At 71.7% G+C, this 23,807-nt stretch carries 26 protein-coding genes and 1 pseudogene; 15 read left to right on the forward strand and 12 right to left on the reverse strand.

The window, feature by feature from the left end:
- Positions 1–528 precede the first annotated feature (528 nt).
- The 7 genes from ALMP_RS13095 to ALMP_RS13125 all read left to right on the forward strand — a co-directional run bounded on the left by ALMP_RS13095 (position 529) and on the right by ALMP_RS13125 (position 7,091).
- Entirely contained in the window at positions 529–1,062 is a 534-nt protein-coding gene (locus tag ALMP_RS13095; RefSeq protein ID WP_264927254.1) for a DUF4396 domain-containing protein, read from the forward strand.
- A 169-nt stretch (positions 1,063–1,231) separates the two neighbouring features.
- A complete protein-coding gene (locus tag ALMP_RS13100) occupies positions 1,232–1,639 on the forward strand; it encodes a four-helix bundle copper-binding protein (protein ID WP_264927257.1) in 408 nt (135 codons plus the stop codon).
- A gap of 334 nt (positions 1,640–1,973) precedes the next feature.
- Positions 1,974–2,270: a heavy-metal-associated domain-containing protein gene (locus tag ALMP_RS13105; protein WP_264927259.1), complete on the forward strand. Its 297-nt coding sequence runs from the start codon at positions 1,974–1,976 to the stop codon at positions 2,268–2,270.
- Positions 2,271–2,375: 105 nt separating this feature from the next.
- Positions 2,376–4,688: a cation-translocating P-type ATPase gene (locus tag ALMP_RS13110; protein WP_264927260.1), complete on the forward strand. Its 2,313-nt coding sequence runs from the start codon at positions 2,376–2,378 to the stop codon at positions 4,686–4,688.
- A gap of 216 nt (positions 4,689–4,904) precedes the next feature.
- Positions 4,905–5,345: a hypothetical protein gene (locus tag ALMP_RS13115; RefSeq protein ID WP_264927262.1), complete on the forward strand. Its 441-nt coding sequence runs from the start codon at positions 4,905–4,907 to the stop codon at positions 5,343–5,345.
- Between the two features lie 97 nt (positions 5,346–5,442).
- Positions 5,443–6,102 carry a DUF305 domain-containing protein gene (locus ALMP_RS13120; RefSeq protein WP_264927264.1) on the forward strand — a complete coding sequence of 220 codons (660 nt, stop codon included), beginning with the start codon at positions 5,443–5,445 and terminating at the stop codon, positions 6,100–6,102.
- Positions 6,103–6,236: 134 nt separating this feature from the next.
- A complete protein-coding gene (locus ALMP_RS13125) occupies positions 6,237–7,091 on the forward strand; it encodes a F510_1955 family glycosylhydrolase (protein WP_264927265.1) in 855 nt (284 codons plus the stop codon).
- A gap of 222 nt (positions 7,092–7,313) precedes the next feature.
- On the opposite strand, the gene ALMP_RS13130 is transcribed toward ALMP_RS13125, so the two are convergent.
- Positions 7,314–7,889 carry a TetR/AcrR family transcriptional regulator gene (locus ALMP_RS13130; protein WP_264927267.1) on the reverse strand — a complete coding sequence of 192 codons (576 nt, stop codon included), beginning with the start codon at positions 7,887–7,889 and terminating at the stop codon, positions 7,314–7,316.
- A 121-nt stretch (positions 7,890–8,010) separates the two neighbouring features.
- Here ALMP_RS13130 and ALMP_RS13135 point away from each other — a divergent pair, with 121 nt between their 5' ends.
- Both ALMP_RS13135 and ALMP_RS13140 read left to right on the forward strand, forming a co-directional pair.
- Entirely contained in the window at positions 8,011–8,172 is a 162-nt protein-coding gene (locus ALMP_RS13135; RefSeq protein ID WP_264927270.1) for a hypothetical protein, read from the forward strand.
- 5 nt (positions 8,173–8,177) lie between these two features.
- The gene (locus ALMP_RS13140) at positions 8,178–8,735 is read left to right on the forward strand and encodes a hypothetical protein (RefSeq protein WP_264927272.1); all 558 of its coding nucleotides are present in this window, start codon (positions 8,178–8,180) and stop codon (positions 8,733–8,735) included.
- A gap of 94 nt (positions 8,736–8,829) precedes the next feature.
- Here ALMP_RS13140 and ALMP_RS13145 read toward each other — a convergent pair whose 3' ends face one another.
- From ALMP_RS13145 to ALMP_RS13185, 9 genes and pseudogenes are all read right to left on the reverse strand, one after another.
- Positions 8,830–9,276, reverse strand: coding sequence for an ArsI/CadI family heavy metal resistance metalloenzyme (locus tag ALMP_RS13145; RefSeq protein ID WP_264927273.1), 447 nt, complete (start codon positions 9,274–9,276; stop codon positions 8,830–8,832).
- A 348-nt stretch (positions 9,277–9,624) separates the two neighbouring features.
- Positions 9,625–10,596 (reverse strand): arsenic resistance protein, encoded by a 972-nt coding sequence (locus tag ALMP_RS13150; RefSeq protein ID WP_375803478.1) that lies wholly within the window; start codon positions 10,594–10,596, stop codon positions 9,625–9,627.
- Positions 10,597–10,739: 143 nt separating this feature from the next.
- Complete coding sequence (locus tag ALMP_RS13155; protein ID WP_264927278.1) at positions 10,740–10,991, reverse strand: hypothetical protein; 252 nt, start codon at positions 10,989–10,991, stop codon at positions 10,740–10,742.
- Positions 10,992–11,056: 65 nt separating this feature from the next.
- Positions 11,057–11,830 (reverse strand): MerR family transcriptional regulator, encoded by a 774-nt coding sequence (locus tag ALMP_RS13160; RefSeq protein WP_264927279.1) that lies wholly within the window; start codon positions 11,828–11,830, stop codon positions 11,057–11,059.
- A 96-nt stretch (positions 11,831–11,926) separates the two neighbouring features.
- A pseudogene (locus tag ALMP_RS13165) lies at positions 11,927–12,046 on the reverse strand (aquaporin family protein); the annotation flags it as partial.
- Between the two features lie 90 nt (positions 12,047–12,136).
- Positions 12,137–12,625 carry a GNAT family N-acetyltransferase gene (locus ALMP_RS13170; protein WP_264927280.1) on the reverse strand — a complete coding sequence of 163 codons (489 nt, stop codon included), beginning with the start codon at positions 12,623–12,625 and terminating at the stop codon, positions 12,137–12,139.
- A gap of 95 nt (positions 12,626–12,720) precedes the next feature.
- Positions 12,721–13,206, reverse strand: coding sequence for a hypothetical protein (locus ALMP_RS13175; protein ID WP_264927282.1), 486 nt, complete (start codon positions 13,204–13,206; stop codon positions 12,721–12,723).
- A complete protein-coding gene (locus tag ALMP_RS13180) occupies positions 13,200–15,056 on the reverse strand; it encodes a glycoside hydrolase family 15 protein (protein WP_264927284.1) in 1,857 nt (618 codons plus the stop codon). Before ALMP_RS13180 ends, ALMP_RS13175 begins: the two co-directional genes overlap by 7 nt.
- A 142-nt stretch (positions 15,057–15,198) precedes the next feature.
- On the reverse strand, positions 15,199–15,636 hold the full coding sequence (locus tag ALMP_RS13185) for a hypothetical protein (protein WP_264927286.1): 438 nt from the start codon (positions 15,634–15,636) through the stop codon (positions 15,199–15,201).
- An 85-nt stretch (positions 15,637–15,721) separates the two neighbouring features.
- Here ALMP_RS13185 and ALMP_RS13190 point away from each other — a divergent pair, with 85 nt between their 5' ends.
- The 5 genes from ALMP_RS13190 to ALMP_RS13210 all read left to right on the forward strand — a co-directional run bounded on the left by ALMP_RS13190 (position 15,722) and on the right by ALMP_RS13210 (position 19,993).
- Positions 15,722–16,462 carry a helix-turn-helix transcriptional regulator gene (locus tag ALMP_RS13190; RefSeq protein WP_375803479.1) on the forward strand — a complete coding sequence of 247 codons (741 nt, stop codon included), beginning with the start codon at positions 15,722–15,724 and terminating at the stop codon, positions 16,460–16,462.
- Positions 16,463–16,754: 292 nt separating this feature from the next.
- The gene (locus tag ALMP_RS13195; RefSeq protein WP_264927289.1) at positions 16,755–18,014 is read left to right on the forward strand and encodes an NAD(P)/FAD-dependent oxidoreductase; all 1,260 of its coding nucleotides are present in this window, start codon (positions 16,755–16,757) and stop codon (positions 18,012–18,014) included.
- 145 nt (positions 18,015–18,159) lie between these two features.
- Complete coding sequence (locus tag ALMP_RS13200; RefSeq protein WP_264927291.1) at positions 18,160–19,056, forward strand: RNA polymerase sigma-70 factor; 897 nt, start codon at positions 18,160–18,162, stop codon at positions 19,054–19,056.
- Positions 19,057–19,115: 59 nt separating this feature from the next.
- A complete protein-coding gene (locus tag ALMP_RS13205; RefSeq protein WP_264927293.1) occupies positions 19,116–19,523 on the forward strand; it encodes a hypothetical protein in 408 nt (135 codons plus the stop codon).
- Between the two features lie 41 nt (positions 19,524–19,564).
- Positions 19,565–19,993 (forward strand): DUF6223 family protein, encoded by a 429-nt coding sequence (locus ALMP_RS13210; protein WP_264927295.1) that lies wholly within the window; start codon positions 19,565–19,567, stop codon positions 19,991–19,993.
- 32 nt (positions 19,994–20,025) lie between these two features.
- On the opposite strand, the gene ALMP_RS13215 is transcribed toward ALMP_RS13210, so the two are convergent.
- A complete protein-coding gene (locus tag ALMP_RS13215; protein WP_264927297.1) occupies positions 20,026–20,580 on the reverse strand; it encodes an ABATE domain-containing protein in 555 nt (184 codons plus the stop codon).
- Between the two features lie 84 nt (positions 20,581–20,664).
- On the opposite strand from ALMP_RS13215, the gene ALMP_RS13220 reads away from it, so the two are divergent.
- A complete protein-coding gene (locus ALMP_RS13220; protein ID WP_375803475.1) occupies positions 20,665–21,537 on the forward strand; it encodes an alpha/beta fold hydrolase in 873 nt (290 codons plus the stop codon).
- Between the two features lie 174 nt (positions 21,538–21,711).
- Here ALMP_RS13220 and ALMP_RS13225 read toward each other — a convergent pair whose 3' ends face one another.
- Positions 21,712–23,787 (reverse strand): SWIM zinc finger family protein, encoded by a 2,076-nt coding sequence (locus ALMP_RS13225; RefSeq protein ID WP_264927468.1) that lies wholly within the window; start codon positions 23,785–23,787, stop codon positions 21,712–21,714.
- Between the last annotated feature and the right edge of the window lie 20 nt (positions 23,788–23,807).

Raw genomic sequence — 23,807 nt, forward strand, 5'->3', positions numbered from 1 at the left:
GGATGCGCAGGGGCGACCGAGCCGTAACCATGCCGTGATCCTAGCGGTTCCTCAGCGGTGATCGACCAACTCCCAAGAAACACCGAGTCAACGAGCCGGCAAATGACCTGATCGCGGTGGCGATCGTGCCCGCCCATCTCATGGCTGCCCTCGCAGGCGCCTCCGCCGCCAGGCGGAAGTGCCATCCGAGTGTTCGCCATCGACCGTCGGAGTCGCCGCTCGACGTATCCGCAACGTGTACCTGAGCACCGACGCCGGCCTCCATGGGACTGAGCCCCCTGACCGCGGGCTCCGTTCCTGGTGCGCCAAGACGTGCACTCGGGGGCCGGCATCTGAATTCGACGCAACCGGGCGACGGTTGGCGGCCGCAATCGCTCACCAACTCCGGCCGCACCTGGCCCGGGCGGCACCGGCCCCTTGGAGAACCAGCATCACCCTTTGCCGCATACCCCCTGGGGGTATACGCTTCGGGAGTGTTGACCCCCGGATGGGGGCCACGTCATCGGACGGGAATGGGGAGAGAAGGTCATGGACCACAGCGCTCACCACGCCGGCACGACTCACGACGACACCACGCACGAGGGTCACGGTCATGTCGGCCAGACGGCTCACCATGCCGCCCATGCGGGGGCGTCCTGGGCCATGGCGGTGAAGGCGACGCTGCACTGCCTGACCGGGTGCGCGATCGGCGAGATCCTCGGCATGGTGATCGGTACCGCTTTGATGTGGGGCAATGTGCCCACCATGGTCCTGGCGATCACGCTTGCGTTCCTGTTCGGTTACTCGTTCACCCTGTTCGCGGTGGTCCGGGCCGGCCTGGACCTCAAGACCGCGATCAAGGTCGCGCTGGCCGCCGACACCGTCTCGATCGCGGTGATGGAGCTGGTCGACAACACGATCATCGCCCTCACGCCGGGTGCGATGGACGCCCACCTGTCCGACGGGCTGTTCTGGTCGGCCCTGCTGGGCGGGTTCGCGATGGCTTTCCTGATCACCACGCCGGTCAACAAGTGGATGATCGGCCGCGGCAAGGGCCACGCCGTCGTTCACGCCTATCACTGACGAAGCGAACACACAGGCCCACGCGGTCGGGGCGCCCCTGACAGAACGGGGCCCCGACCGCGTTTGCGCCGCCCGGCCGGAGCCAACCCGGCACGGTGCCGGGGGGAGGTAACCCGCGGCCGTCCCGGCCCGCCGCCCTCCGGCACCGTTCCGAAGGAGGCCACTGGTGATGACCACGGTCAAGGACATGCTCGCCACGTACCCGGCCGACCTTGGGCAGGTCGACCGCGACAAGCTCACCCGCTGCATCGAGGAGTGCATCGCCTGCGCCCAGGCGTGTACCGCGTGCGCGGACGCCTGCCTGTCCGAGGGCATGGTCGGCGAGCTCACCAAGTGCATCCGCACCGACATGGACTGCGCCGACATCTGTAACGCCACCGCGTCCGTCCTGTCCCGGCACACCGGATACGACGCCAACATCACCCGCGCGATGCTCACCGCCTGCGCCACCGCCTGCAAAGCCTGTGCCGACGAATGCTCCACGCACGCCGACATGCACGAGCACTGCCGCCTGTGCGCCGAAGCCGGCCGCTCCTGCGAACAGGCGTGCAACGACCTCATCCAGGCCCTCGGCTGACCAGCGCGGCCACTCCCCACAGGTCAGGGCCGCCGGTACGGCGATCCGGCGGCCCTCACGCACGTCCGCGGCCGAGCAGCCACGGCTCGCTCCGCGGCCAGGCCATGCCATGAGGCGACTTGCGGCACACCGACGCGAGCTTCCATGAGTGCGGCGCAGGTGAAGGGCCGCATGCCTCAGTACACCCACGAGCACACACCTCACCGGACTCGTGCGCGTGTGGGTGGGATCACAAGTTCCTTATACCCCCAGGGGGTATAGTGTCCGCATCGTCGGGAGTCGCGGAACAGCCCTCCCGACCAGACCCACATCTCCACACCCTGAGGGAGCACCCATGACCACCCAGACGAACTCCGGATCCTGCTGCTCCTCCGACGGCTCCTGCGGCTCCGGCGCCGCGACAGACGTCCAGGGCGTCGGCGTCACCACCGTCTACAAGGTCTCCGGCATGACCTGCGGTCACTGCGAAGGCGCGGTCAGCCAGGAGATATCCGCCCTGGAGGGCGTCACCGACGTCAAGGCCGTCGCCAAGACCGGCGAGGTGACCGTCACCTCCGCCGCCCCGCTCGACGAGGAGGCCGTCCGGGCCGCCGTCGACGAGGCCGGCTACGAGCTCGTCGGCCGGGCCTGAAGGCCCCGTCCGGGCATCCGCCCCGGACTACCGTGATCCCGCGCCGGGGCGCGCCGCTCCGCTGATACGGACGCTGCGCGTCCCGGCCTCTCCCTGGAGATACGCATGACCAGCACGGCTCCCGAAAAGACGTCCCCCGGCGCGACGTCCGCGCCCGCCTCCGAGGTCGAGCTTTCCATCGGCGGCATGACGTGCGCCTCCTGCGCCGCCCGCATCGAGAAGAAGCTCAACCGGATGGACGGCGTCACGGCGACCGTGAACTTCGCCACCGAGAAGGCGAAGATCTCGTACCCGGAAGGCATCGAGGTCGCCGACCTCATCGCCACCGTCGAGAAGACCGGCTACACCGCCGAGGAGCCGCCGCCACCGGCCACCGAGGAGAGGACGGGCGCCGAGACGCCTGCGGCGGCGGACAGCGAGCTGCTCTCGCTGAGACAACGACTGCTCGTGTCGCTGGCCCTGTCCGTGCCTGTCGTGCTGATGGCGATGGTCCCGGCGTTCCAGTTCGACAACTGGCAGTGGCTGTCGCTGACCCTGGCGGCCCCGGTCGTCGTCTGGGGCGCCTTCCCCTTCCACAAGGCGGCCTGGACGAATGCCCGGCATGGTGCGGCGACCATGGACACGCTGGTGTCCATCGGGACGCTCGCCGCGCTCGGCTGGTCGTTGTGGGCCCTGTTCTTCGGGCACGCCGGGATGCCGGGCATGCGGCACGGCTTCGAGTTCACCATCTCGCGCAGCGACGGGTCGTCCTCCATCTATCTGGAGGCCGCGGCCGGCGTGACCGCCTTCATCCTCGCCGGCCGGTATCTGGAGGCGAAGTCCAAGCGCAAGGCGGGCGCGGCGCTGCGGGCACTGCTGGAGCTGGGCGCCAAGGACGTCTCCGTGCTGCGCGGCGGCAAGGAAGTACGCATCCCTGTCGGTCAGTTGGCGGTCGGTGACCGGTTCATCGTGCGGCCGGGGGAGAAGATCGCCACCGACGGCACCGTCGTCGAGGGTGCCTCCGCGGTCGACGCCTCCATGCTCACCGGCGAGTCCGTGCCCGTGGACGTGACCGTCGGCGACACGGTCACCGGCGCCACCGTCAACGCCGGCGGCCGGCTCGTTGTCGAGGCCACCCGCGTCGGCGCCGACACCCAGCTCGCCCGGATGGCCAAGCTCGTCGAGGACGCACAGAACGGCAAGGCGGCCGTGCAGCGTCTCGCCGACCGGATCTCCGCCGTCTTCGTCCCGGCGGTCCTCCTCATCGCCGTCGCCACCCTCGGCGGCTGGCTCGGCACCACCGGTGACGCCACCGCCGCGTTCACCGCCGCCGTCGCCGTACTGATCATCGCCTGCCCCTGCGCCCTGGGGCTCGCCACCCCGACCGCCCTGATGGTCGGCACCGGGCGCGGCGCGCAGCTCGGCATCCTCATCAAGGGCCCCGAGGTCCTGGAGTCCACCCGCCGCGTCGACACCGTCGTCCTGGACAAGACCGGCACCGTCACCACCGGCCGGATGACCCTCCACGACGTGTACGTCGCCGAAGGCGTCGACGAGGGCGAACTGCTGCGGCTGACGGGCTCGCTGGAGCACGCCTCCGAGCACCCGATCGCCCAGGCCATCGCCGCCGGGGCGATCATGGGGGTCTCCCCGCTCGAGCGAAGCCGAGAGTGGGGGAGGGTCGGCAGTCTGCCGGTGCCGGAGAACTTCGAGAACGTCGCCGGGCTCGGCGTCCAGGGCGTCGTCGACGGGCACGCCGTACTCGTCGGCCGCGAGAAGCTTCTCGAGGAGTGGGCCATCGAACTGCCCCGCGAGCTGGCCGAGGCCAAGGCCGCCGCGGAGGCCGAGGGGCGTACGGCGGTCGCCGTCGCCTGGGACGGCGAGGCACGCGGCGTCCTCACAGTCGCCGACGCGATCAAGGAGACCAGCGCCGAAGCGGTCACCGAGCTGCGCCGACTGGGCCTCGAGCCCGTCCTGCTGACCGGCGACAACCAGCTCGTCGCCGAGTCCGTCGCCCGTTCCGTCGGCATCGACGAGGTCATCGCCGAGGTTCTCCCCCAGGACAAGGTGGACGTCGTCAAGGGGCTGCAGGCCGAGGGCCGTACAGTCGCCATGGTCGGCGACGGCGTCAACGACGCGGCCGCCCTCGCCACGGCCGACCTGGGCCTGGCCATGGGCACCGGCACAGACGCCGCCATCGAGGCCGGCGACCTGACCCTGGTCCGCGGAGACCTGCGGGTGGCGGCCGACGCGATCCGCCTCTCCCGCAAGACTCTGGCCACCATCAAGGGCAACCTCTTCTGGGCCTTCGGCTACAACGTCGCCGCCCTCCCGCTGGCCGCCGCCGGCATGCTCAACCCGATGATCGCGGGCGCCGCGATGGCCTTCTCCTCGGTGTTCGTCGTGACGAACAGCCTGCGCCTGCGGTCCTTCAAGTAGTCGCACGATCCACACCGTTGATGAGCAGGGCCCTGCCGAAAGGCAGGGCCCTGCTGCCCTACCCTCATTGCCCTCCATACCCCCGCGGGGTACTCTCCGAGGATGCCGCGACAGCCTGAGCAGTCAGGGTCCGTTTCGGTAATGTCGGAGCGGAGGGCCGCGGCGGCCCTCGCCGGATGTTCTGGGAGTGATCGGGGAGTGACCGTGAGCCGGTGCGTGCGAACAGGAGGCGCCTTCGGGCACCTGCTGCTCGTGGTCGTGCTCGCGCTCGGCGTGTTCGTCATGCACACCGTGGGGCATCCCACCGACTCACATGCTGCTGAGATGAGCCCGGCCTCCCCCGTGTCGGCGCCGACGACCCATGCGATCGCGGCGACGCACGAGGTCGCCGCGGCTCCGGCCTCGGCGCAATCGGAGCACACGGCCGCTCCCGATCAAGCACCGTCCACCGACATGCCCGCCATGGCGATGGACATGCTCTCCCTCTGCCTGGCCGTCCTGCTCGCCGCCTGGGCGCTCACCGCGCTCGTCCGCTCGGCGCTCGCCCGCCACCCGGACTGGCTGGCGAACCTTCGTGCACAGGTCGCCGCAGTGCTGTACCCCAACCCGCCGCCACGCGGCCCCGATCTCACCCGGTTGTCGGTCCTTCGGCTGTAGGCCGAGACACCCTCGCGGGCGCGCACCAGGCGCGAACCCGCTGTCTCTCACGCCCAAGAACAGCCAGAAGAACCACACACCCGAGGTGAAATCGATCATGACTGCCTTCACGCGTGCCCTGCGCCACAAGCCCGCCCGCTCCTTCGCGGCCGTGAGCATCGCCGCGACGGGAGCCCTGCTGCTGTCCGCCTGCGGCGGCGACGACATGAGCGGCATGGACCACGGCAGTGGCTCGTCGTCGTCGGCGGCAACGGCGACCGCCGAGGCCGGGGCCAAGGCCGGGGACTTCAACGACGCGGACGTCACGTTCGCGCAGATGATGATCCCCCACCACGAGCAGGCCCTGGAGATGGCCAAGCTCGCCGACGGCCGTGCCTCCGACACGGAGATCAAGGACATCGCCGGGAAGATCGAGCAGGCCCAGGACCCGGAGATCAAGACGATGAAGTCCTGGCTGGAGTCCTGGAACAAGCCGACCGCGATGGAGTCCATGCCCGGCATGGACCACGGCGACGGTCACGGTGGCGACGGCATGATGTCCGACGCGGACATGAAGGAACTCCAGGCCATGAAGGGCACCGAGTTCGACAAGATGTTCGCCCAGATGATGATCGAGCACCACAACGGCGCGATCACCATGGCCAAGGACGAGCAGAAGAACGGCAAGAACGCCGACGCGAAGAAGATGGCCGGCGACATCGTCCAGGGCCAGTCCGCCGAGGTCAAGCAGCTGCAGAGCATCCTCGACCGGCTCTGAGGCACCCCACATTGCTCGCCCGGGCTCCACGGCGCACGCGCCCAGGAGCCCGGGCGGGCGCCCCCGCACTTCCCCCTCACCCGCGCCCTCACGGCCTTCCGCGCCGACGCGCACCCGATGACTCCCGAGGAACCATGAACAAGCGCCATACCGCCGCGACAGCCGCCGCCCTGGTTCTCGCCCTGACCGTGGCCGCGTGCTCCAGCGAAGACGGCGCGGACTCGTCCGCCGCGTCCGCGACAACCGTGAGCCACATCCACGGTCTCGGCCTGGACCCCTCCGACCAGCGCCTGTACGTCGCCACCCACGAGGGCGTCTACACCCCCGACGCCAACAGTGAGCCGAAGCTCGTCGGCGACAGCAAGGACGACTTCATGGGCTTCACCGTCGCCGAGGACAAAACCTTCTACGCCAGCGGCCACCCCACCTCCGGCGGCAACAAGGGACTGATCAAGAGCACCGACGCCGGCAAGACCTGGACCTCGCTGTCCCTGTCCGGCGAGTCCGACTTCCACGCGCTGGACCACGCGCACGGCACGGTCTACGGCTACGACGCCACCAACGCCCTGCTGCGCACCACCAAGGACGGCACCACCTGGAAGGACGGGGCGAGCCTCGAGGCCTTCGACATCGCGGTCAGCCCGAACGACCCCGGCCTCGTCCTCGCCACCACCGCCGAGGGTGTGGCCCGCAGCACCGACGGCGGCCGCACGTTCACCAAGGGCAAGGAACCGGTCCTGGCGTTCCTCTCCTGGAAGGCCGCGAACGCCCTCTACGGCATCGACCCCGCAGGCGCCCTGAACCGCAGCGGCGACGGCGGCGCCACCTGGACGAAGGTCTCCACCGTGCCCGGCGGCCGGCCGCAGGCGCTCACCGCGGTCGGCGCCGAGCATGTGCTGGCCGCCACCCAGGACGGCGTGTACGAGTCGAAGGACGGCGGCCGAACCTTCACCAAGCGCCTCGCCGTCGAATCGAGCGGCGGGCACTGATCCCTCCGGTGCAAGCGCTCCCCGCACACTGATGCCGTCCCGACGCCCAGCCCATCGGACCGGGCGCAGGGACGGCGCCTTCGCATCAGTGGCTGTGACCGTCGTCGGCGTGCCCGGCGTGCCCGGCGTCCTCGGTCTTCGCGACGCTCGGACTCGGGACGCTTTCGGCCGCTGCGGCCGAGCCTCCAGCGCAAGGGCACCGGCTCTCCACGCCCCGGTGGGTCAGTCCTGGGGACGCAGGCCGGCCAGGGTCACCGTGACAAGCCGCCGCACCGCGGCTTTCGATGACAGGCTTCCGGCGCCGGTGAGGGCGTGCAGGCAATATGCCGCCAGTTCGTCCGGCGAGACATCGTCGCGGACCTCGCCCGCCTGGACCCCCTCGGCCAGCAGCCCGCGGATGAAGTGGCGCAGATGGTGCTCGGCGTGCGTCACATGGTCGCCCCGGTGCAGGGCGGCGGACAGCTCTCCCCCATGCCCGTGCCGCTGCTGCTGGATGAAGGCGTAGCGCTCCAGCACCGCCTCGAGCCGCTCGCCGGGGGTTCCGGGACGGTCACCGAGTTCGGCGAGCTCGGCCAGATGGCCGGCGATCCGCTGCTCGTGCCACGCCGCCAGGATGGACTCGACGTCCGGGAAGTACTTGTACAGGGTGGCCCGGCCGATGCCGCTCTCCTCGGCGATCCGTGACATCGTCACGCCCCGCATCCCCTGCTCGGCCACGAGCGTCGCCGTGGTCTCCAGCACCGCGTCGCGTACGGCGCGCTTGTGCTCCTCGATGGTCTCGTTCCACAGCTTCGGCACGCGCTCAGTGTACGCGGCGACGGCTTCGATACATCGCGGCTTGACGTAGACACAGTGTCTCGATAAGAGTTGCGCACGGGGAGGGGCAGCCCTCCGCACCGGCCTGAACCAGGAGATCCGCATGACCGACTCGTCGTCCGAATCCGCGCCCGGCCACGGGACGGCACCCCCCGCCCCGCGCTGGGTGAAGATATCCGGCGCCCTGGCCCTGGCCGTCGTTGCCCTGTTCCTGATCCTGCACCTGACCGGCGCCATGGGACCCGGCCTGCACGGCGGCCACTGATGGCGATGCCGTCCGGCCTCCGCAAGGTCGCTCTCACCGCGCACGTCGCGTCCTCGGTCGGCTGGCTCGGGTCGGTCGCCGCCTTTCTGGCCCTTGCCATCGGCGGCCTGACCGGCGAGGACGCCCAGCGCGTGCGGGGCGCCTACCTCGCGATGGAGGTGACCGGCTGGTACGTCATCGTCCCGCTCGCGTTCGCCTCTCTGCTGACCGGGCTCGCGCAGTCCTTGGGCACCCCCTGGGGTCTGCTGCGCCACTACTGGGTGCTGGCGAAACTCGCGCTGACCGTCGTGGCCACCTTCCTCCTCCTGCTGCACATGCAGGTGGTCGACCACGTGGCGGACACGGCCGCGCGGACGAGCCTGTCCGGCAGCGACCTCGACGGTATGAGGGTTCAGCTCGTGTTCGACGCCGCTGCCGCCGTCGTCGTCCTGCTCGCGAACACGGCCCTTTCGATCTACAAGCCGCGTGGCATCACCCGGTACGGGTGGCGGGTACAGCAGACTCAGCGAACCAGCCGGGCCGACGGCGTGACCGTGGACACGGCGGCTGCAGCCCAGTCTTGATCAGGCCACGGTTCCGACTCCTGCGCCATCCGGTCCCGGTCTCCCGTTCCGGTCGCGGCTCGGCTCGGCTCGTGTGAGGTCGGGGGTCGGGTGGTCAGCAGCAACTGCTTGCGGCGGCCGGGTCCGCCGGGGCGGCGCAGCAGGCGCTGCCCTGCCGCTTGGTCAGGGCGTCGGCGTCGGCCTTGACGACGTACACCTCCCAGGGTTCCCGTCCGGGGCCGTGGACCCAGACCTTGTCCTGGAGGGCGTAGCAGCAGGTGGTGTCGTTCTCCACGTCGGGGGCCAGGCCCACCTCGCTCAGGCGGGTCGTGGCGGCGTGAACCGCCTCGGTCGTCCCGACCTCGACGCCGAGGTGGTCCAGGCGGGTCGCCTCACCCGCGGCGCCTTCGATCAGGACGAGCTTGAGCGGGGGCTCCGCGATGGCGAAGTTGGCGTAGCCGTCGCGGAGTTTGGCGGGCTCGGTGCCGAAGAGCTTCGTGTAGAAGGCCACCGACCCGGCCAGGTCGGGGACGCGGAGGGCGAGCTGTACACGGGATGGCATGGCGAACCTCCTTGAGTGGGTGGGGAGTTCAGCAGTCGTCGGAGGGAAGCGGGGTGCCAGGTCCAGCGGTTCGAGGCCGCGCTCGATGAGGTGGGCGGCAGCGGCCAGGCCGTTCGGGCCGGCTCCGACGCCCACCACGGGCAACTGGTCGGCGCTCGGAGTGTTGGTGGTGGGGCACAGCCACGACACGCCCCTTTGTTTCGACGTTTGTCGATACCTAACACGTCCAGCATGACACCTACATCGACAAGCGTCAACATAGACTTCCATCTAATTAAAGAGGCCGCTCACCGCCGAGGAGTCCGTGCGGACCCCTTGTCCGAGCCTCGCTGAACGCGGCGGGGCCGGTCACGGCGTGCCGGCGGCCTGCCGGTCCGCGGGGTGGGTGGGCAGGAGGCGGGGAACGGTGCGGATGTAGACGACCATGCCGATGACTTCGACGAGGGTCTGGGTGACCACTACGACCGCTGCGATGGCGTAGGTGTCGGGCAGCGCGAGGGCCAGGGGCAGCACGACGAGGGAGTTGCGGGTGGCGCCGGTGAAGACCACAGCCCGCCCACTGGGGACGTCGAGGCGGAAGAGGCGGGCGACGGCCGTTCCGGCGAAGGCCATCACGAGCAGGAAGAGAACGTAAAAGGGGACGACGACGGCGACGTCCGTGAGGTTCCCGCCGAGCTTGGGGACCTGGGAGGCGACGACGACCAGCAGGGTGACGGCCATGAGGGGGACCATCGTGGTGGTCGCGGCGTCGGAGACCTTCTGCCCGGCCGGCCTGCGTCCTGCCCACGCCTGGAGCAGCCAGGCCAGAGCGAGCGGGACGACGATCAGAGTGAGGAAGGCTTCCAGGAACGGGCCGATCTCGACGATGTCGGCCAGCTCGGAGCCCATGAACGCATACAGGAACACGGGCAGCAGCAGCATCTGCACGACCAGCAGCAGCGGAGTCGCCGCCAGCAGGCGGCGGTCGGACCCGCCGGCCAGGCCGCTGAAGACGATCACGTAGTCGACACACGGGCACAGCAGGACGAGCAGGACGCCGATGCGCACGCCCTGCTCGGCGGGCAGGAACGTGAACATCGCGGCGACCACCAGTGGCACCACGAAGAAGTTCACCACCAGGGCGGCGGCCAGGAACCGGCAGTCCCTGAACGAGCGCACGAGTTCGCCGGCGGGGACCTGGAGGAACGTCACGAACAGCAGGGCACCCAGGACCGGGTTGATCGCGTGTTCCAGGCCAGGCCCGGCAGAGGGAGCGGAAAGCCCGAGAACGGCACCCGCCGCCATCGCGCCCAGATAGATCACCACCTGGTGGTCTTCCATCCGCCGCACCAGCGACCGCGGCTCCTGCGACACCCGTACGACTCCCTCGCCTGTCCTGCTTGCCCGACACCAGTACTGCCCGCGGTGGGGCACACCCGTCCATCCTCACAGGTCGGTGACCGGGCTCCGGACCGGCCCTCGGGTCAGCGGCCGGGACGGTCGGCCACGGCCGGCATACCGAGGTCGACCGGGCCCGGGTCGCCGCTGCGGCACGACGCCGAGCGCCGACGACGCCGTAGGAGAACGAGGGCGAGAACCGCGGCCACGGCCACCGCCGCGAGGGCCGGCACCCACACGGCCGCGACAGCGGAGGCCAGGCCGACGCCGCCGAGGAGGGCCAGCAGGGGACCCGCGCAGCAGACCGCGCACGCGGCGAGCGCCCCGAGACCGGCCATCACCTTGCCCCACCGGCCGGACGGCCGCGGCGAAGGGGACGCGGATGGGGTAGGAGAGGTGTCGGTCATGCGGTCACTCCGAACAGGTCGTCGAGCAGCGAAGCAGCACTGTGCGGAGCACGGACGCTGAGGACCAGCGCGGCCGGGGTCATCCGCAGCGTGAAGTCGAAGAACGCGCAGCAGTCCTGCTCGGCCGCCGCGAGCGCGGCGATCTCACCGGCCAGTTCGGGCCTGGCGGGGAAGGTCAGCCGCACCCCCTCGGGGATCTCCTCGCGGCCGGACGCCTTGCCCACCAGGGCCTGCCACTGCCGGGTCCGCTCACCGAGCTGCCCGGAACCGAGCGTGCAGGCGACCGGCGCCTCACGCCATGCCTCCTGATCCGTGGCAGCCGGGCGCCTCGCGGACAAGGTCACCGGCACGGGTCCGGGAGCCGCCGCGTCGCTCGTGCAGCCGCAGTCCGGGCCGCAGGCACCCTCCGGGGCAGGGCCCGACAGGCGTTCGTGAACCTCGGCCAGTCGTGCCGAGAACGCCGCCAGCTCGGCCTGACGCCGGTCCGCGTCAGCGATCCGGTCGGCGACCAGCGGCAGCATCCGGGCCCGTACGGCCGCACACACTCCCTGCTCCCACACGGCCAGGAGGTGGCGGATCTCCTCCAGCGGCAGGCCCAGGACCTTGGCCGAGGAGATGAACGCGAGGCGTTCGACCGCGTCCTGGCCGTAGACCCGGTAGCCGGACGCGGTCCGCTCGGCGGGCAGCAGGCCGGCCGTCTCGTAGAACCTCAGCGTCGTGGCCGGGACCCCGGAGCGTTCGGCCAGCTGTGAGATGCGGTACGTGGTCATGCTGCGACGGTAAACCTTCGACCCGACTCGAAGGTCAAGCCCGGACGAGGCCGGCCGGGCAGCTGCCCGTCAGCGCGACCGCGCCCGACCGCGTCACCCGGCAGAGCGATCGTGCGTGGACCATGTGACCAGCGGTTCGCCCAACATCGCATCCGCCAGGATCGCGCCCGCGATCGCACCGACGATCTGGGCCGGGACGTACACCGCCGTCTCGCGCAGGGGGGAGGGAGCGCGCGGCGTCCAGCGGGTCTGCATGCCGGCCACGACGCAGGCGAAGCCGGGTGCCCTGCGAACCGGCACACCGCGTCATTCCGAAGAAACGCGAAACTCGAATTCGGGACGGTCCCACGGCACGGCGGGCGGGGTCGCGAGCGCGGTCCCGATCCGCACTGCGCCCACGCGGTGGTAGAAGTCCTCGGCGGGAAGATGCGACACGACCTTGACACGGTCGAGCCCGGCGGAACGGGCCTCGGACTGCATGTGCGCGACGAGCAGCCGACCGATGCCCCGTCCCTGCGCTTCGTCGGCGACGAACAGCAGGTCGAGCTCCGGTGGATCGAGAACGAGCGAGTAGAACCCGAGGACCCGGCCTCCATGCTCGTCGGCGCCGACGGCCACAAAGGCGCGGTGGGCCTCGATGTAATCAGGCCCGACCCGGTAGCCCGCGACTGCGGCCGCGTACTTACCCGCGTAGGCGCCTGAGCCACGCACGAGCCGCGTGAGCCGTTTGGCATCCCGCGCGACGGCCCTCCGTATCGTGATCGACTGGCTGACCGGGGAAGTGCGTGAACTCATCGCGAGAGTATTTCGCACCGGAGAGTGCCTTCCCGCGGCGGGTCGGCTGCTCGGGCAGGCGCTCCTGCACGACTCCCGCTCCCGAGATCCGTGGGTCAGACGCCGAGCGAGGTGAAGCCTCCCACGATGGCGCCGTAGCCGACGTGCGCGAGGACGGTGACCAGCGGTGTGCTGGGGCCGTAGTTGCGCATGAGGAAACCGGGTGGTTCGAGCAGGGCCGATTCCGGGGCGCTCGTCAGTGAACTGCCCATCCGGGGGTGGACGAGAGGCAGCAGGACATTGACCAGCGCGGTGCCGGCGAACAGGCCGTGCGCGAGGCCGAAGAGGGCGCCCAGCCACCAGCCGCCGCGGTCGATGGCGAGGAAGACGGCGAAGTAGAGGAACGCGAAGATCTGGCCGTTGAGGAAGTGCATCAGGTAGCCGATGGCCTTGGCGCGGGTCCGGTCGACGGTCACCGCGGCCCCGAGCATGAACGGCAAATCCATACGGGTCATGCCCAGTTCACTGGCGGCCCGCAGCGCCGTGGTCAGCGCCAGTGTGCCCACGAAGGCCCCCGCCGCGGCCCCCCAGGCGCTCAGCACGCCGTGTCCTCGCTCGCGGCGGTGATCGAGCAGGCGGCGCTGATCAGCGCCAGGTGACTCAGCCCCTGGGGAAGGTTGCCCAGGAACGCACCGGTGGCGGGGTCGATCTCCTCGCTGTAGAGGCCGACGTCGTTGGCCAGCCCGACCAACTCCTCCATCAGCTCGACGGCCCGGGCGACGCGACCGGTGCGGGCGAGGGACTCGGCGAGCCAGAACGAGCAGGCCAGGAAGGCCCCTTCACCGCCGGCGAGTCCGTCCTCACCCCGATACCGGTCGACGTAGGGCCCGTGCCGCAGCTCGCGGTCCAGGGCTGCGACCGTGGCCCGCGTGCGCCGCTCGCCGCCGTATCCGTAGAGGTGACCCAGCAGGACGGCGGCGTCCAGGTCCTGACCGTCGGCGGCGCGGACGTAGCTGTCGCGGCCGGGGGAGAAACAGCGGGTCTCGATGAACGCGGCGATCTCCTCGCGTGCGCCGTGCCAGCGGGCCAGGCGCCGGCCGGGGATCAGTCCGCGATGGGCGAGGTCCGCGGCGCGGTCGAGCGCCACCCAGCACATCATCTTCGACTGGGTGAAATGGCGGGGCCGGCTGCGCACCTCCCAGATACCCGCGTCGGGTCGCCGCCAGGCCGCGCAGACCAGGTCGGCGAGCTCGGCCAGACGGCGGGCGAGGTCCGCGTCCAGCCGTCCCGTGGCCCGGGCGTACAGCCAGGCCGTCTGCATCAGCTCGCCGTAGGTGTCGAGCTGGACCTGGCCGACCGCGGCGTTGCCCACGCGGACCGGTCCCGAGCCGCGGTACCCCTCCCAGGGCAGGGTCTTCTCGGGGGTGCGGTGTCCGCCGTCCAGCCGGTACAGCACGCTCAGGACGGGGTGGGTGAGCTGGGAGGCGTGCATCAACCACCAGAAGTAGGCGTGCGCTTCCGCCGGGCAGCCCAGCCGCAGGAAGGCAGCCAGGGTGAAGGCGGAGTCGCGCACCCACGAGAAGCGGTAGTCCCAGTTCCGCTCACCGCCGATCTCCTCCGGCAGCGAGGTCGTCACCGCGGCCGCGACCGCACCGGAAGGTGCGTAGACCAGTAGCTTCAGTGCCAGCAGGCTCCGTATGACCGCTTCGTGCCAGCGGCCCTCGTACGTCCGCTCGCGCGTCCAGCGCCGCCAGGCCGCACACGTGGCGTCCAGGCGCGCCTCGCACTCGGAACGGGCCGGCAGCACGAGCGGCTCCTGATCGGCGAACGGTACGGCGATCATGGCGCGCCGGCCCTGCGGCAGCTCGAAACGGCCGCCGATCGCGTCGCCCTCGCACACGGGCTCGCCGGTCTCCCAGGCGCAGACCGCGAGCGCCTGACTCCCGGCTGTCGCCACCGGGACCCCGGCGCGCCGGGCGAACCTCGTGGGGAGCGCGCCGTAGCCGAAGCGGGGCCTGACGCTCCAGCGCAGCGGGACCGATCCGGACAGCCCGTCGATACGCCGTGACAGCTCCCTCATCGGCGTCAGGGCCGTGTCGTCGTGCAGGGTGAGCGCGTCGGTGACCCGCACCGCGCCCGCACCGGTGCGGAAGGTCGTCTCCAGCACGTTGGTGCCGGGCAGGTAGCGGCGCTCCGCCCGGTAGGGCACGGCCGGCTCGAGCTGGAACCGGCCGCCGCGCGAGGCGTCCAGCACCGCGCCGAACACGGCCGGGGAGTTCATGTCGGGCACGCCCAGCCAGTCCACCGCCCCGTCCCCGGCGACCAGGGCGGCGGTGCGCCCGTCGCCGATGACCGCGTACGCGCGCAAGGGGACGTAGCCGCCGTTCCTCAGGCCTCCGGCCCAGGCGCCCGGGTGGGCTCCTGTCCCCGGAGAACCTCTGATGGCTCCCATGCCTCCACCCTCCCATCCGGACCGGTGGGCCGCTCGCACGCCGCGTGTGACGGCCTCTCACGGGGGGAATCGGGCGCGGCCGAGGCGGGTGAGTCCTCTGTCGCTCGCCCGCCTTGCCGCCGTCCGGGTCCGCCGCGGGGCTTCAGTGCGGCTGCCGGGTGCGGTGGTAGCGCTGGGCGAGCCGAGCGAGGGCGACCGCGCCCAGCAGGAGGCCGAAGTCGCGCAGCGCGATGTCGTAGTGGTCCGGGATGGTCAGCAGGTTGACGATGATGCCGGCCAGCCATCCGGCCACCAGCCAGCCTCCGAGGCGCGGGGCGAGGGCGACGACGAGGCCCGCGACGATCTCGATGACGCCCACGGCGTACATGGCCGTCTGGGCGCTGCCGGGAACGACGTCGTCGATCCACGGCGCGAGATAGACCGGCCAGTCCACGAGCAGGTTGGCGAACTTGTCCAGCCCGAACAGGATCGGCGCCACGGTGAACCCGGTGCGCAGGACGACGAACGCCTGGTAGCCGGGGTCGGCGAGCGCGGCCCGCCGGGGGGTGGCGGAGACGGGGGTTGTGGTTGCGGACGACATGGCGCCACTTCCTTCTATCGACAACTCTCACTGACTATAGAAGCGCGGAGACCTTCTTTAGTCAATGGCTGTGGGTTTTACACTGGTGTTCGTGGACCACCCGAAAGAAGCACCCCACCCCGATGCCTCCGCCGTCGCCTCCGAGGTCGCCGAGGTCTCCGCCGTCTCCGCCGTCGCCGCTCTCGACGAGCCGACCCGCAGGAGGCTGTACGACCACGTCGTACGCAGGCCCGGACCGGTCAGCCGCGACGAAGCGGCCGCCGCCCTGGGCCTCCCCCGGCAGACCGCGGCCTTCCATCTGGACCGCCTGGCCGACGAAGCCCTGCTCGATGTCGTCTACGAGCGGCGCAGCGGCCGCACCGGCCCGGGAGCCGGCCGGCCCGCCAAGCTCTACAAACGCTCCACCAGGCAGGTCACCGTCAGCCTGCCCGAGCGGCACTACGAACTGGCCGGACGGCTCCTCGCCCAAGCCCTGGAGGAATCCGAGGCCACCGGCGAACCGGTACGGGCCGTCCTGCACCGGAAGGCCCACGAGCTGGGCACGCAGCTCCCCGGACGAGCGCCCGTGGGTGTCTTCGAGCTGCTGGAGGAGAACGGCTTCGAACCCCGCCACGACGGTGAGGCCATCGTCCTGGGCAACTGCCCCTTCCACGCGCTCGCCCGCGACCACACCGAGACCGTGTGCGGCATGAACCTGCACCTGCTCCGCGGCGTGCTCGAAGGGGTCGACGAGAGCGGCCTCCAGGCCTGCCTCCAGCCCAGCCCCGGCCACTGTTGCGTCCGCCTCCAGCCGGCTCCCACCCCGCCCGCGGCGGCGAGTTCCTGACGCGCCACCCGCCGCGCGCCGGACGCCTCCCGCGCGGGAGGACCGCGTCGCCGGCCGGCCTGCTCACCTGACCGAGCCCTCTTCTGTGCAGTGATCTGCCTCACAGGCTGTCACAGCGATCAGTCGTGCGGTGTCTTGGGGCCGAACGACCTTGAGACAGAGGAGACAGGGTGACCAGGAAGACCGAGACGGTCGTGGTCGGCAGCGGACATGCGGGAGCCGGTTCCTGTCAGGAATCGGGGTGCCGTTCCGCTCGAGTCTCCGAAAGCGAGCGAACCGACAGGAGCGACTCATGAAGCACCGCATCGTCGTCCTCGGCGCCGGCTACGCCGGGTCCTACGCGGCCGGGACCCTGGCCCGTCGGCTGTCCCCGGCGGACACCGAGATCACCGTGGTCAACGCCGAGCCGGACTTCGTCCAGCGGCTGCGGCTGCACCAGCTCGCGGCCGGCCAGGAGATCGACGCCCCACGGCTCGCCGACGTCTTCGTGGGCACGGGGATACGGCTGCGTCTGGCCCGTGTCACCGCCGTCGACCCCGAGCGCCGGGTCGTCGCCGTGGCCGACGCCGACGGCGACGGCGAGCTCGGCTACGACACCCTTCTCTACGCGCTCGGCAGCCACGCCGCCGACCACGGCGTCCCCGGCGTGGCCGAGCACGCCTTCGACGTCACCGGCCGGCCCTCGGCGCTGCGTCTGCGCGAGCGCCTGGACGACCTGGACAGGCAGGGCGGACGGGGCGAAGGCGGGCGCGTGCTGGTCGTCGGCGACGGATTGACGGGCATCGAGACCGCCACCGAGATCGCCGAGTCCCGGCCCGGTCTGTCGGTGACGCTGCTCGCCCGCGGCGAGCTGGGCGCCGCGCTCTCCGCCGGGGCCCGCGGCCACCTGCGCCGGGCCTGCGACCGGCTGGGCGTCACCGTCGTGGAGCACACCACCGTCGAAGCCGTCGAAGCGACACGGGTGCTGTGCGCCGACGGCACCGCCATCGCGTCCGAGGCAACCGTGTGGACGGCCGGGTTCGCGGCCGGCCCCATCGCCGCCGCCGGCGGGCTGGAGGTCACCGAGGACGGACGGATCGTCGTCGATCGCACCATGCGGTCGGTTTCGCACCCGGACGTCTACGCCGCCGGCGACAGCGCCTACGCCATCGGCGACAACGGCCGGCCGCAGCCCATGTCCTGCGCCTCGGCCGGCAACACCGCCATGCAGGCCACGGCCGCGATCGTGGGACGCCTCACCGGCCGCGAGATCCCGAACACCAGGCTGGACTACCACGGCAACCACATCAGCCTCGGGCGGCGGGACGGCGTCCTGCAGATGGTCGACGACGAAGCGCGGGCGAAGCCGAAGTACGTGGGCGGCCGGAAGGCCGCACGGATCAAGGCCGGCATCCTCAGGCTGTCGCTGTGGACCACCTCGCACCCGACCTTCGGCCTGCCCAGGCGCAAGCTCCGCCTGGCCGCCGCGGCACCGGAGCCGGCCGCCGCGCCGGAGCCGGCCGCCGAGAAGACGGTCCGCCCCCGGGAGAACGAAGCAGCCGCCCATGGCTGAGCACATCCACGCCCTCGGGCTCACCGGGTCCGAGGGCGACCACAGCCGACCACAGCCGCCAACTGCCGCAGGCCGAGCACCGCGGGGCATCGGCCGTCGCGGGGCGGACAGCCTGACCAGGCATTCGAGGGAGAGGGACCGAGAGATGACCGATCACACCACCGACCTGGCGACCGAGGCGTTCGTCGCCCACCGCAACCTGCTCTTCACCGTCGCCTACGAGATGCTCGGATCGGCGGCCGACGCCGAAGACGTCCTCCAGGAGACCTGGCTGCGCTGGGTCAAGGTCGACCTGGAACAGGTGAGCGACCAACGGGCGTACCTGGTGCGGACCACGACCCGGCAGGCGCTCAACCGGCTGCGCACCATGAAGCGCCGCCGCGAGGCGTACGTCGGCCAGTGGCTGCCCGAGCCGCTGATCACCACGCCGGACGTGGCCGAGGACGTCGAACTCGCCGAAAGCATGTCGATGGCGATGATGCTCGTCCTGGAGAGCCTCTCCCCGACCGAGCGGGCGGTGTTCGTGCTGCGCGAGGTCTTCGAGGTCGACTACGACGAGATCGCCGAGGCCGTCGGCAAGACCCCGGCGGCCGTACGGCAGATCGCGCACCGCGCCCGTGGGCACGTCGACGCCCGCCGGCCCCGCAGGACGGCCTCCGCGAGGGAGACCCGGGCGGCCCTGGAATCCTTCCAGCGCGCCCTTGAGACCGGGAACCCGCAGGACCTCCTCGACGTACTCGCGCCCGAGGTCGTTCTGCTCAGCGACGGCGGCGGCGTCAAGCGCGCCGCGCTCAAACCCGTCATCGGCGCCGAGAAGATCGTCCGCTTCTGGCTCGGCGGCTCCGCCAAGATCGAGGCCACGATCACCTGGGAGCCCACCGTGGTCAACGGCAGCCCGGCACTGGCCGTACACCGCGACGGTGAGCTCGACGGCGTCATGGCGGTCAGTGTCGAGGACGCCCGCATCACCGGCCTCTACTTCGTCCGCAACCCCGAGAAGCTGACCCGCGTCACCTCCGAGACCCCGCTCACCCTGCGATGACGACAACGGCCGGGACCGCACCCATCGACTGCCGCACGCCACAAGAGGGGGACCAGACCATGACCGGACAGACGACGGCCGCCGCGCCACGCGGCCGCACCTTCCTCAGAACCGCGATAGCCCTCCAGACCCTGACCCTCTTCTTCCAAGCGGCCACCGCGGGCATGCTGCTGACCTCGTCCCACGGCTACCTCCTCCACGACATCGGCTCGAAGGTCATGTACGCCGCCACCATGCTGTACGTCCTCGCCGCCGTCCTGGCGTGGCGCCCGGGCGGCGGATCCTCCCGCCCCGTCCTGTACGCCACCGGCTTCCTTCTCCTCGCCTCGGCGCAGGTCGCGCTGGGCATCGCCCACATGCCCTCGCTCCATGTCCCCCTGGGCGTGGTGATGTTCGCCCTCAGCACCCTGGCCCTGGTCCGGGCACTGTCCCCCCGCCTGCCGCTGCGTCCGGCCACTCGGTCGTAGCCGCTGTCAACCATTTCGAAAGAAGGGCAGGACACCTCATCATGTCCATTCGATCCGTGTGTGCCGTTGCCGCCGCCGTCCTGATCGGCGGTTTCGCGTTCGCCGAACCGGCCGCCGCGGACCCCTCGGTCCAGCCTGTCGCCGCGAGCGTCTACACCGTGAGCCTCGGCCGGGTCGGGGCCTCCCTGTCGGCGCTGGTCGGCCTCCTCGGCGCGGTGGGCGGCGGCCTGGCCTTGGCGCGCCCCACCGGACAGGGGCACATCGGCACCTGGGCCCGGCGGAACGGAGCTGTCGCGGCTCTCGTGGCGGGTCTGGTCGCCGTGACCGTCGGCGGGACGGTCGCGGCCACCGCCGATGGCGGTCTCGGCACCGGCAACGGGCTCGGCGGGGCCTACTTCGCGATGCTCCTGGGCCTGATCGCCGTCACCCTCGGCTGGCTGGCCCGCTCCCGTTCCCGCCGAACCCGCTGATCCCATCGTCGCGAACGACGGATCGCCACTCGCTATGTGGTCTTGTGGCGCTGGTAGTGGCGGGCCACGCGCATACGGTTCCCGCAGCGGGCTGCCGAGCACCAGCGGCGGCGTGGATGGGCGGGCAGGAAGAGCAGTACGCAGTCGTCGGCCTCGCACTCCCGGACCCTGGTGACCGCCGGGTCGGTCAGCAGCTCGGCAGTGGCCTCGGCGAGCAGGGCAGCCAGCTGCCGGCCTGCCGAGCCGTCGCGCCGCCTGGTGGCGGTGAGCGCCGGCCCGTCCGACCTCAGCTCGAGAATGGCGGGCGCGGCGCGCTGCGCCTGGTTGAGCGCCTCCAGGTCGGCCTCCGACGGCCGTCGGCCGTGACGCACGCAGTCGAGCGCGCGGGCGGTGTGCTCGCGTACGGCGCGCACGGCGGCCAGATCCGTGCCGGTGATCTCCTCCGGCACGCCTGGGAGACGGTCGGCCTGGAGAGTCCACCAGGCGCGGAGGTCGCCCGGAGTGGTGAGCAGATCGCCGACGGCCGGACGGGTGTTGACCAGGTCCAACGCCAGCGGCTCTCCGGTCAGCGGCGCGATGTGACTCATGCGGCTAATGCTACATCAACGCGTTGACGCGTTAGCTCAGCACGGCTATATCTAATGCGTGCAACCGCATTGAAGGGATTAGACGTGCCTGCCTCCGCTGCCCGTACCGTCCACCGCCACCTCGAGGTCGACGGCGTCCGCGTCTTCTACCGGGAGTCCGTTCCCGACCGGGCCGACGCCCCCGTACTGCTGCTCCTGCACGGCTTCCCGTCCGGCTCGCACCAGTTCCGCCGCCTCCTCGACGTGCTGGGGTCCCACTACCGGCTGATCGCGCCGGACTACCCCGGGTTCGGTCACACCGAGGTGCCGGACACCTTCACCTACTCGTTCGACCGGCTCGCCGACGTCATGGAAGGTTTCGTCCAGCAGCTCGGCCTCGACCGGTTCGTGATGTACGTCTTCGACTTCGGCGCCCCGGTCGGCTTCCGCCTCGCCGATCGTCGTCCGGAGTGGATCGCGGGGCTGATCGTGCAGAACGGCAACGCGTACGAGGACGGACTGTCGGACGTGGCCCGCGACGCCCTCCTGCTCACCCCGCGGACCCTCGGCGCCGAGGACACTCTCCGCGACCTGCTCACTCTCGCCGGGACCCGCCACCAGTACGAGGCCGGCGTCACCGACCCCGCCTCGATCTCCCCGGACGGCTGGACGCTGGACCAGCACTTCCTGGACCTCCCGGGCCGCAAGGAGGCTCAACTGGCGCTGTTCTTCGACTACCGCACCAACATCGAGAGCTACGGCCGCTGGCAGGCCTGGCTGCGCCGGCACACCCCGCCCACCCTCGTGGTCTGGGGAGCTCAGGACCCCTTCTTCACCTCTCCCGGAGCCCGGGCCTACCTGCGCGACGTGCCCAAGGCCGAACTTCACCTCCTCGACACCGGCCACTTCGCCCTGGAGACCCACCTCCCGGAGATCGCCCCGCTCATCGCCGACTTCCTCGACCGCACCTGGAAGTGATCGCGTCCGCTCACCCTGACGCGCCTCCCGCACGACACGGCCCAGGCCGAGGGGATGCGCGCGGACGGCCGTATCGACGCGGGCGTCGACATGGACGGCACACTCCAGTACAGCGGCACCGAGTTATCCGTGGCATGCCGGATCTGTGCCATGCCCGTTCTGTGCCATGCCGGTTCAGAGGTCGTCGCCCGGGCCGCCGAGGCCGGTCAGGGCACCCACGGGGTCGGGGTCGGGGGTGCCGCGCGGCCACCAGTCGTCGTGGCCCGGCTCCGACTCGTACGGGTACCACAACCCGTCCCGCCCGAAGCGGAGTTGGACATGGCCGGCCGGGTGGGTGAGGTGGTTGCGCCAGGGCCGGAAGGCGGGCAGGTCCGCGGCGAGCAGCAGCGGGCGGGCCCGGTCGAAGCGGCCCGCCGGCGGGTCCCAGGGCTCCTCCAGGACGGCGAGTCCGTCCGGGCCGCCCTGGCGCCAGGCGGCGACCGCGCGCGCCAGCTCGGCGGGGCTGCGGCCGGCGGCGGAGGCGAGCGAGGCGTACAGGGCGCGGGTGGCGGCGGTGAGTCCGGAGCCGGGGCGGGACGCGGCGATCCGTACGGCGTCCTGCCACAGGGTCAGTCCGCCGATCTCGTCGTGTCCGGTGGTGAGGAGGGCGTGGGCGCGGGCGGCGGCGTCGGTCGCGAGCTGGTCGAGTGCGAAGGAGTCGGGTCCGCCGGGGGCCGATGGGTACGCCGGGGGCTGTCCGGGGTGCGGTGGCCCGGCCAAGGGGGCCGGCAGGGGCGGGAGTCGGCGTGCCGGGTCGAGGGCGTCGGTGGCGCGGACGCCCGGCAGGGGTTCCGGCTCGTGCTCCTGGGCGGCGCGGGCCGCGCGGGTGGCGTTGCGGCGGGAGAGCGCGTCGAGCAGCTCGCGCTCGCCCCGGCCGCGCAGCAGGAGCAGCACGAACGGGTCGGCGTCGAGCAGCCGCGCGGTCTGGTAGCAGAGGGCCGCCGCGTGCTTGCAGGGGTGGCCGCGGTCCGGGCAGGTGCAGTGGGGCTCGAGGTCGCCGGGGCCGGGCAGCAGCGGCACACCGCACTCGGCGAGGGACTCGGGCATCTCCTTGTCCAGCAGCGCCGCGATGTGTCCGGGGCGCTCGACGGCGGCCTCCAGGAAGCGGTCCCAGTCGGCGTCGTCGAGGGTGCGCAGCCGCACCTGCGCCCGGTAGGGGCGGGGACGGCTGCCCCGCACGTAGGCGAGGACGAGACCGGGCGTGACGGTGATGGCGTCCACGTTCCCCTGCTCGGCGTACCCGCGCCCCCGCGCGAGCCGCTTGACGTCCAGCGCGCCCTCTTCCAGCGCGTCCACCCAGGCGTTCCCCCACCAGGTCGCGGCGAACCGGCCGTCCTCACCGCCGCCCCGGGGCGGGAAGGCCGGGAAGGTCCGGCGATGGTCGCCGTCCCGGGAGGGGGCGGCCATGGAGCGGGGGGCGCGGGGTGGCTCGGGGGACGGGGAACGGGAGGGAGCCGGGGACGACGGGGAGGAGGGCGACGGGGGTGACGGGGGTGGCGAGGACGGGGAACTGCCGCTGGGGCCGGCAGTGGCGTCCTGGTCGGCTGCGGCGGGGACCGGCGCCGTCTCCTCCGTCGGCATCCGGAAGGCACCCGCGAGCAACTCCCGTACCTCCCGCACTCGGTCGTCGGCGGCACGGTCACTCGGGCGGCCCTGCCGCCGGACCGGCGCGGGCCGGGTACCGGCGGGAGTGGGCCGAGAGGAGAGAGAGGCGCGAGGAGTGCGGGCGGTGATGCCGTCGGCCGACCCCTGCCCCACCTCCGCGCGCGCCGCCCGCAACGCCTCACGGGCGAGATCCCCGGGCCGCGAGCCGACACCCCCCTGCGGCACTCGGGGCGCGCCCGGTTCCCCGACGGGATCCTCAGCCGACACACCCCCCACTGCGGGATCGGGACCGACTGCCGGGCCACTACCGCCTGCCGGACCGTCTCCGATCGCCGCACCGTGACCGACTGCCGAACCATCGCCGACTGCCGGACCGTGACCGACTGCCGGACCATTGCCTACCGCCGGACCGTGGCCGACTGCCAGACCATTGCCTACCGCCGGGTCGTGGCCGCCTGCCGAGGCGGGTCCCGCCCCCGGCGCCGGGTCCGTGGCACGGCGCAGCGCTGCCCGGGCCGCGTCCCCGGGCCTTGGGGCGCTGTCCCGCCGGGCCGGTGCGGGCTGGCCCGTCGGTCGTTCCTGCTGCCGTTCCCTGGCCGCCCGCAGGGCGCGACGCGCCGCGTCGG

It is taken from the genome of Streptomyces sp. A012304 (assembly GCF_026008495.1).
Taxonomy (GTDB): domain Bacteria; phylum Actinomycetota; class Actinomycetes; order Streptomycetales; family Streptomycetaceae; genus Streptomyces.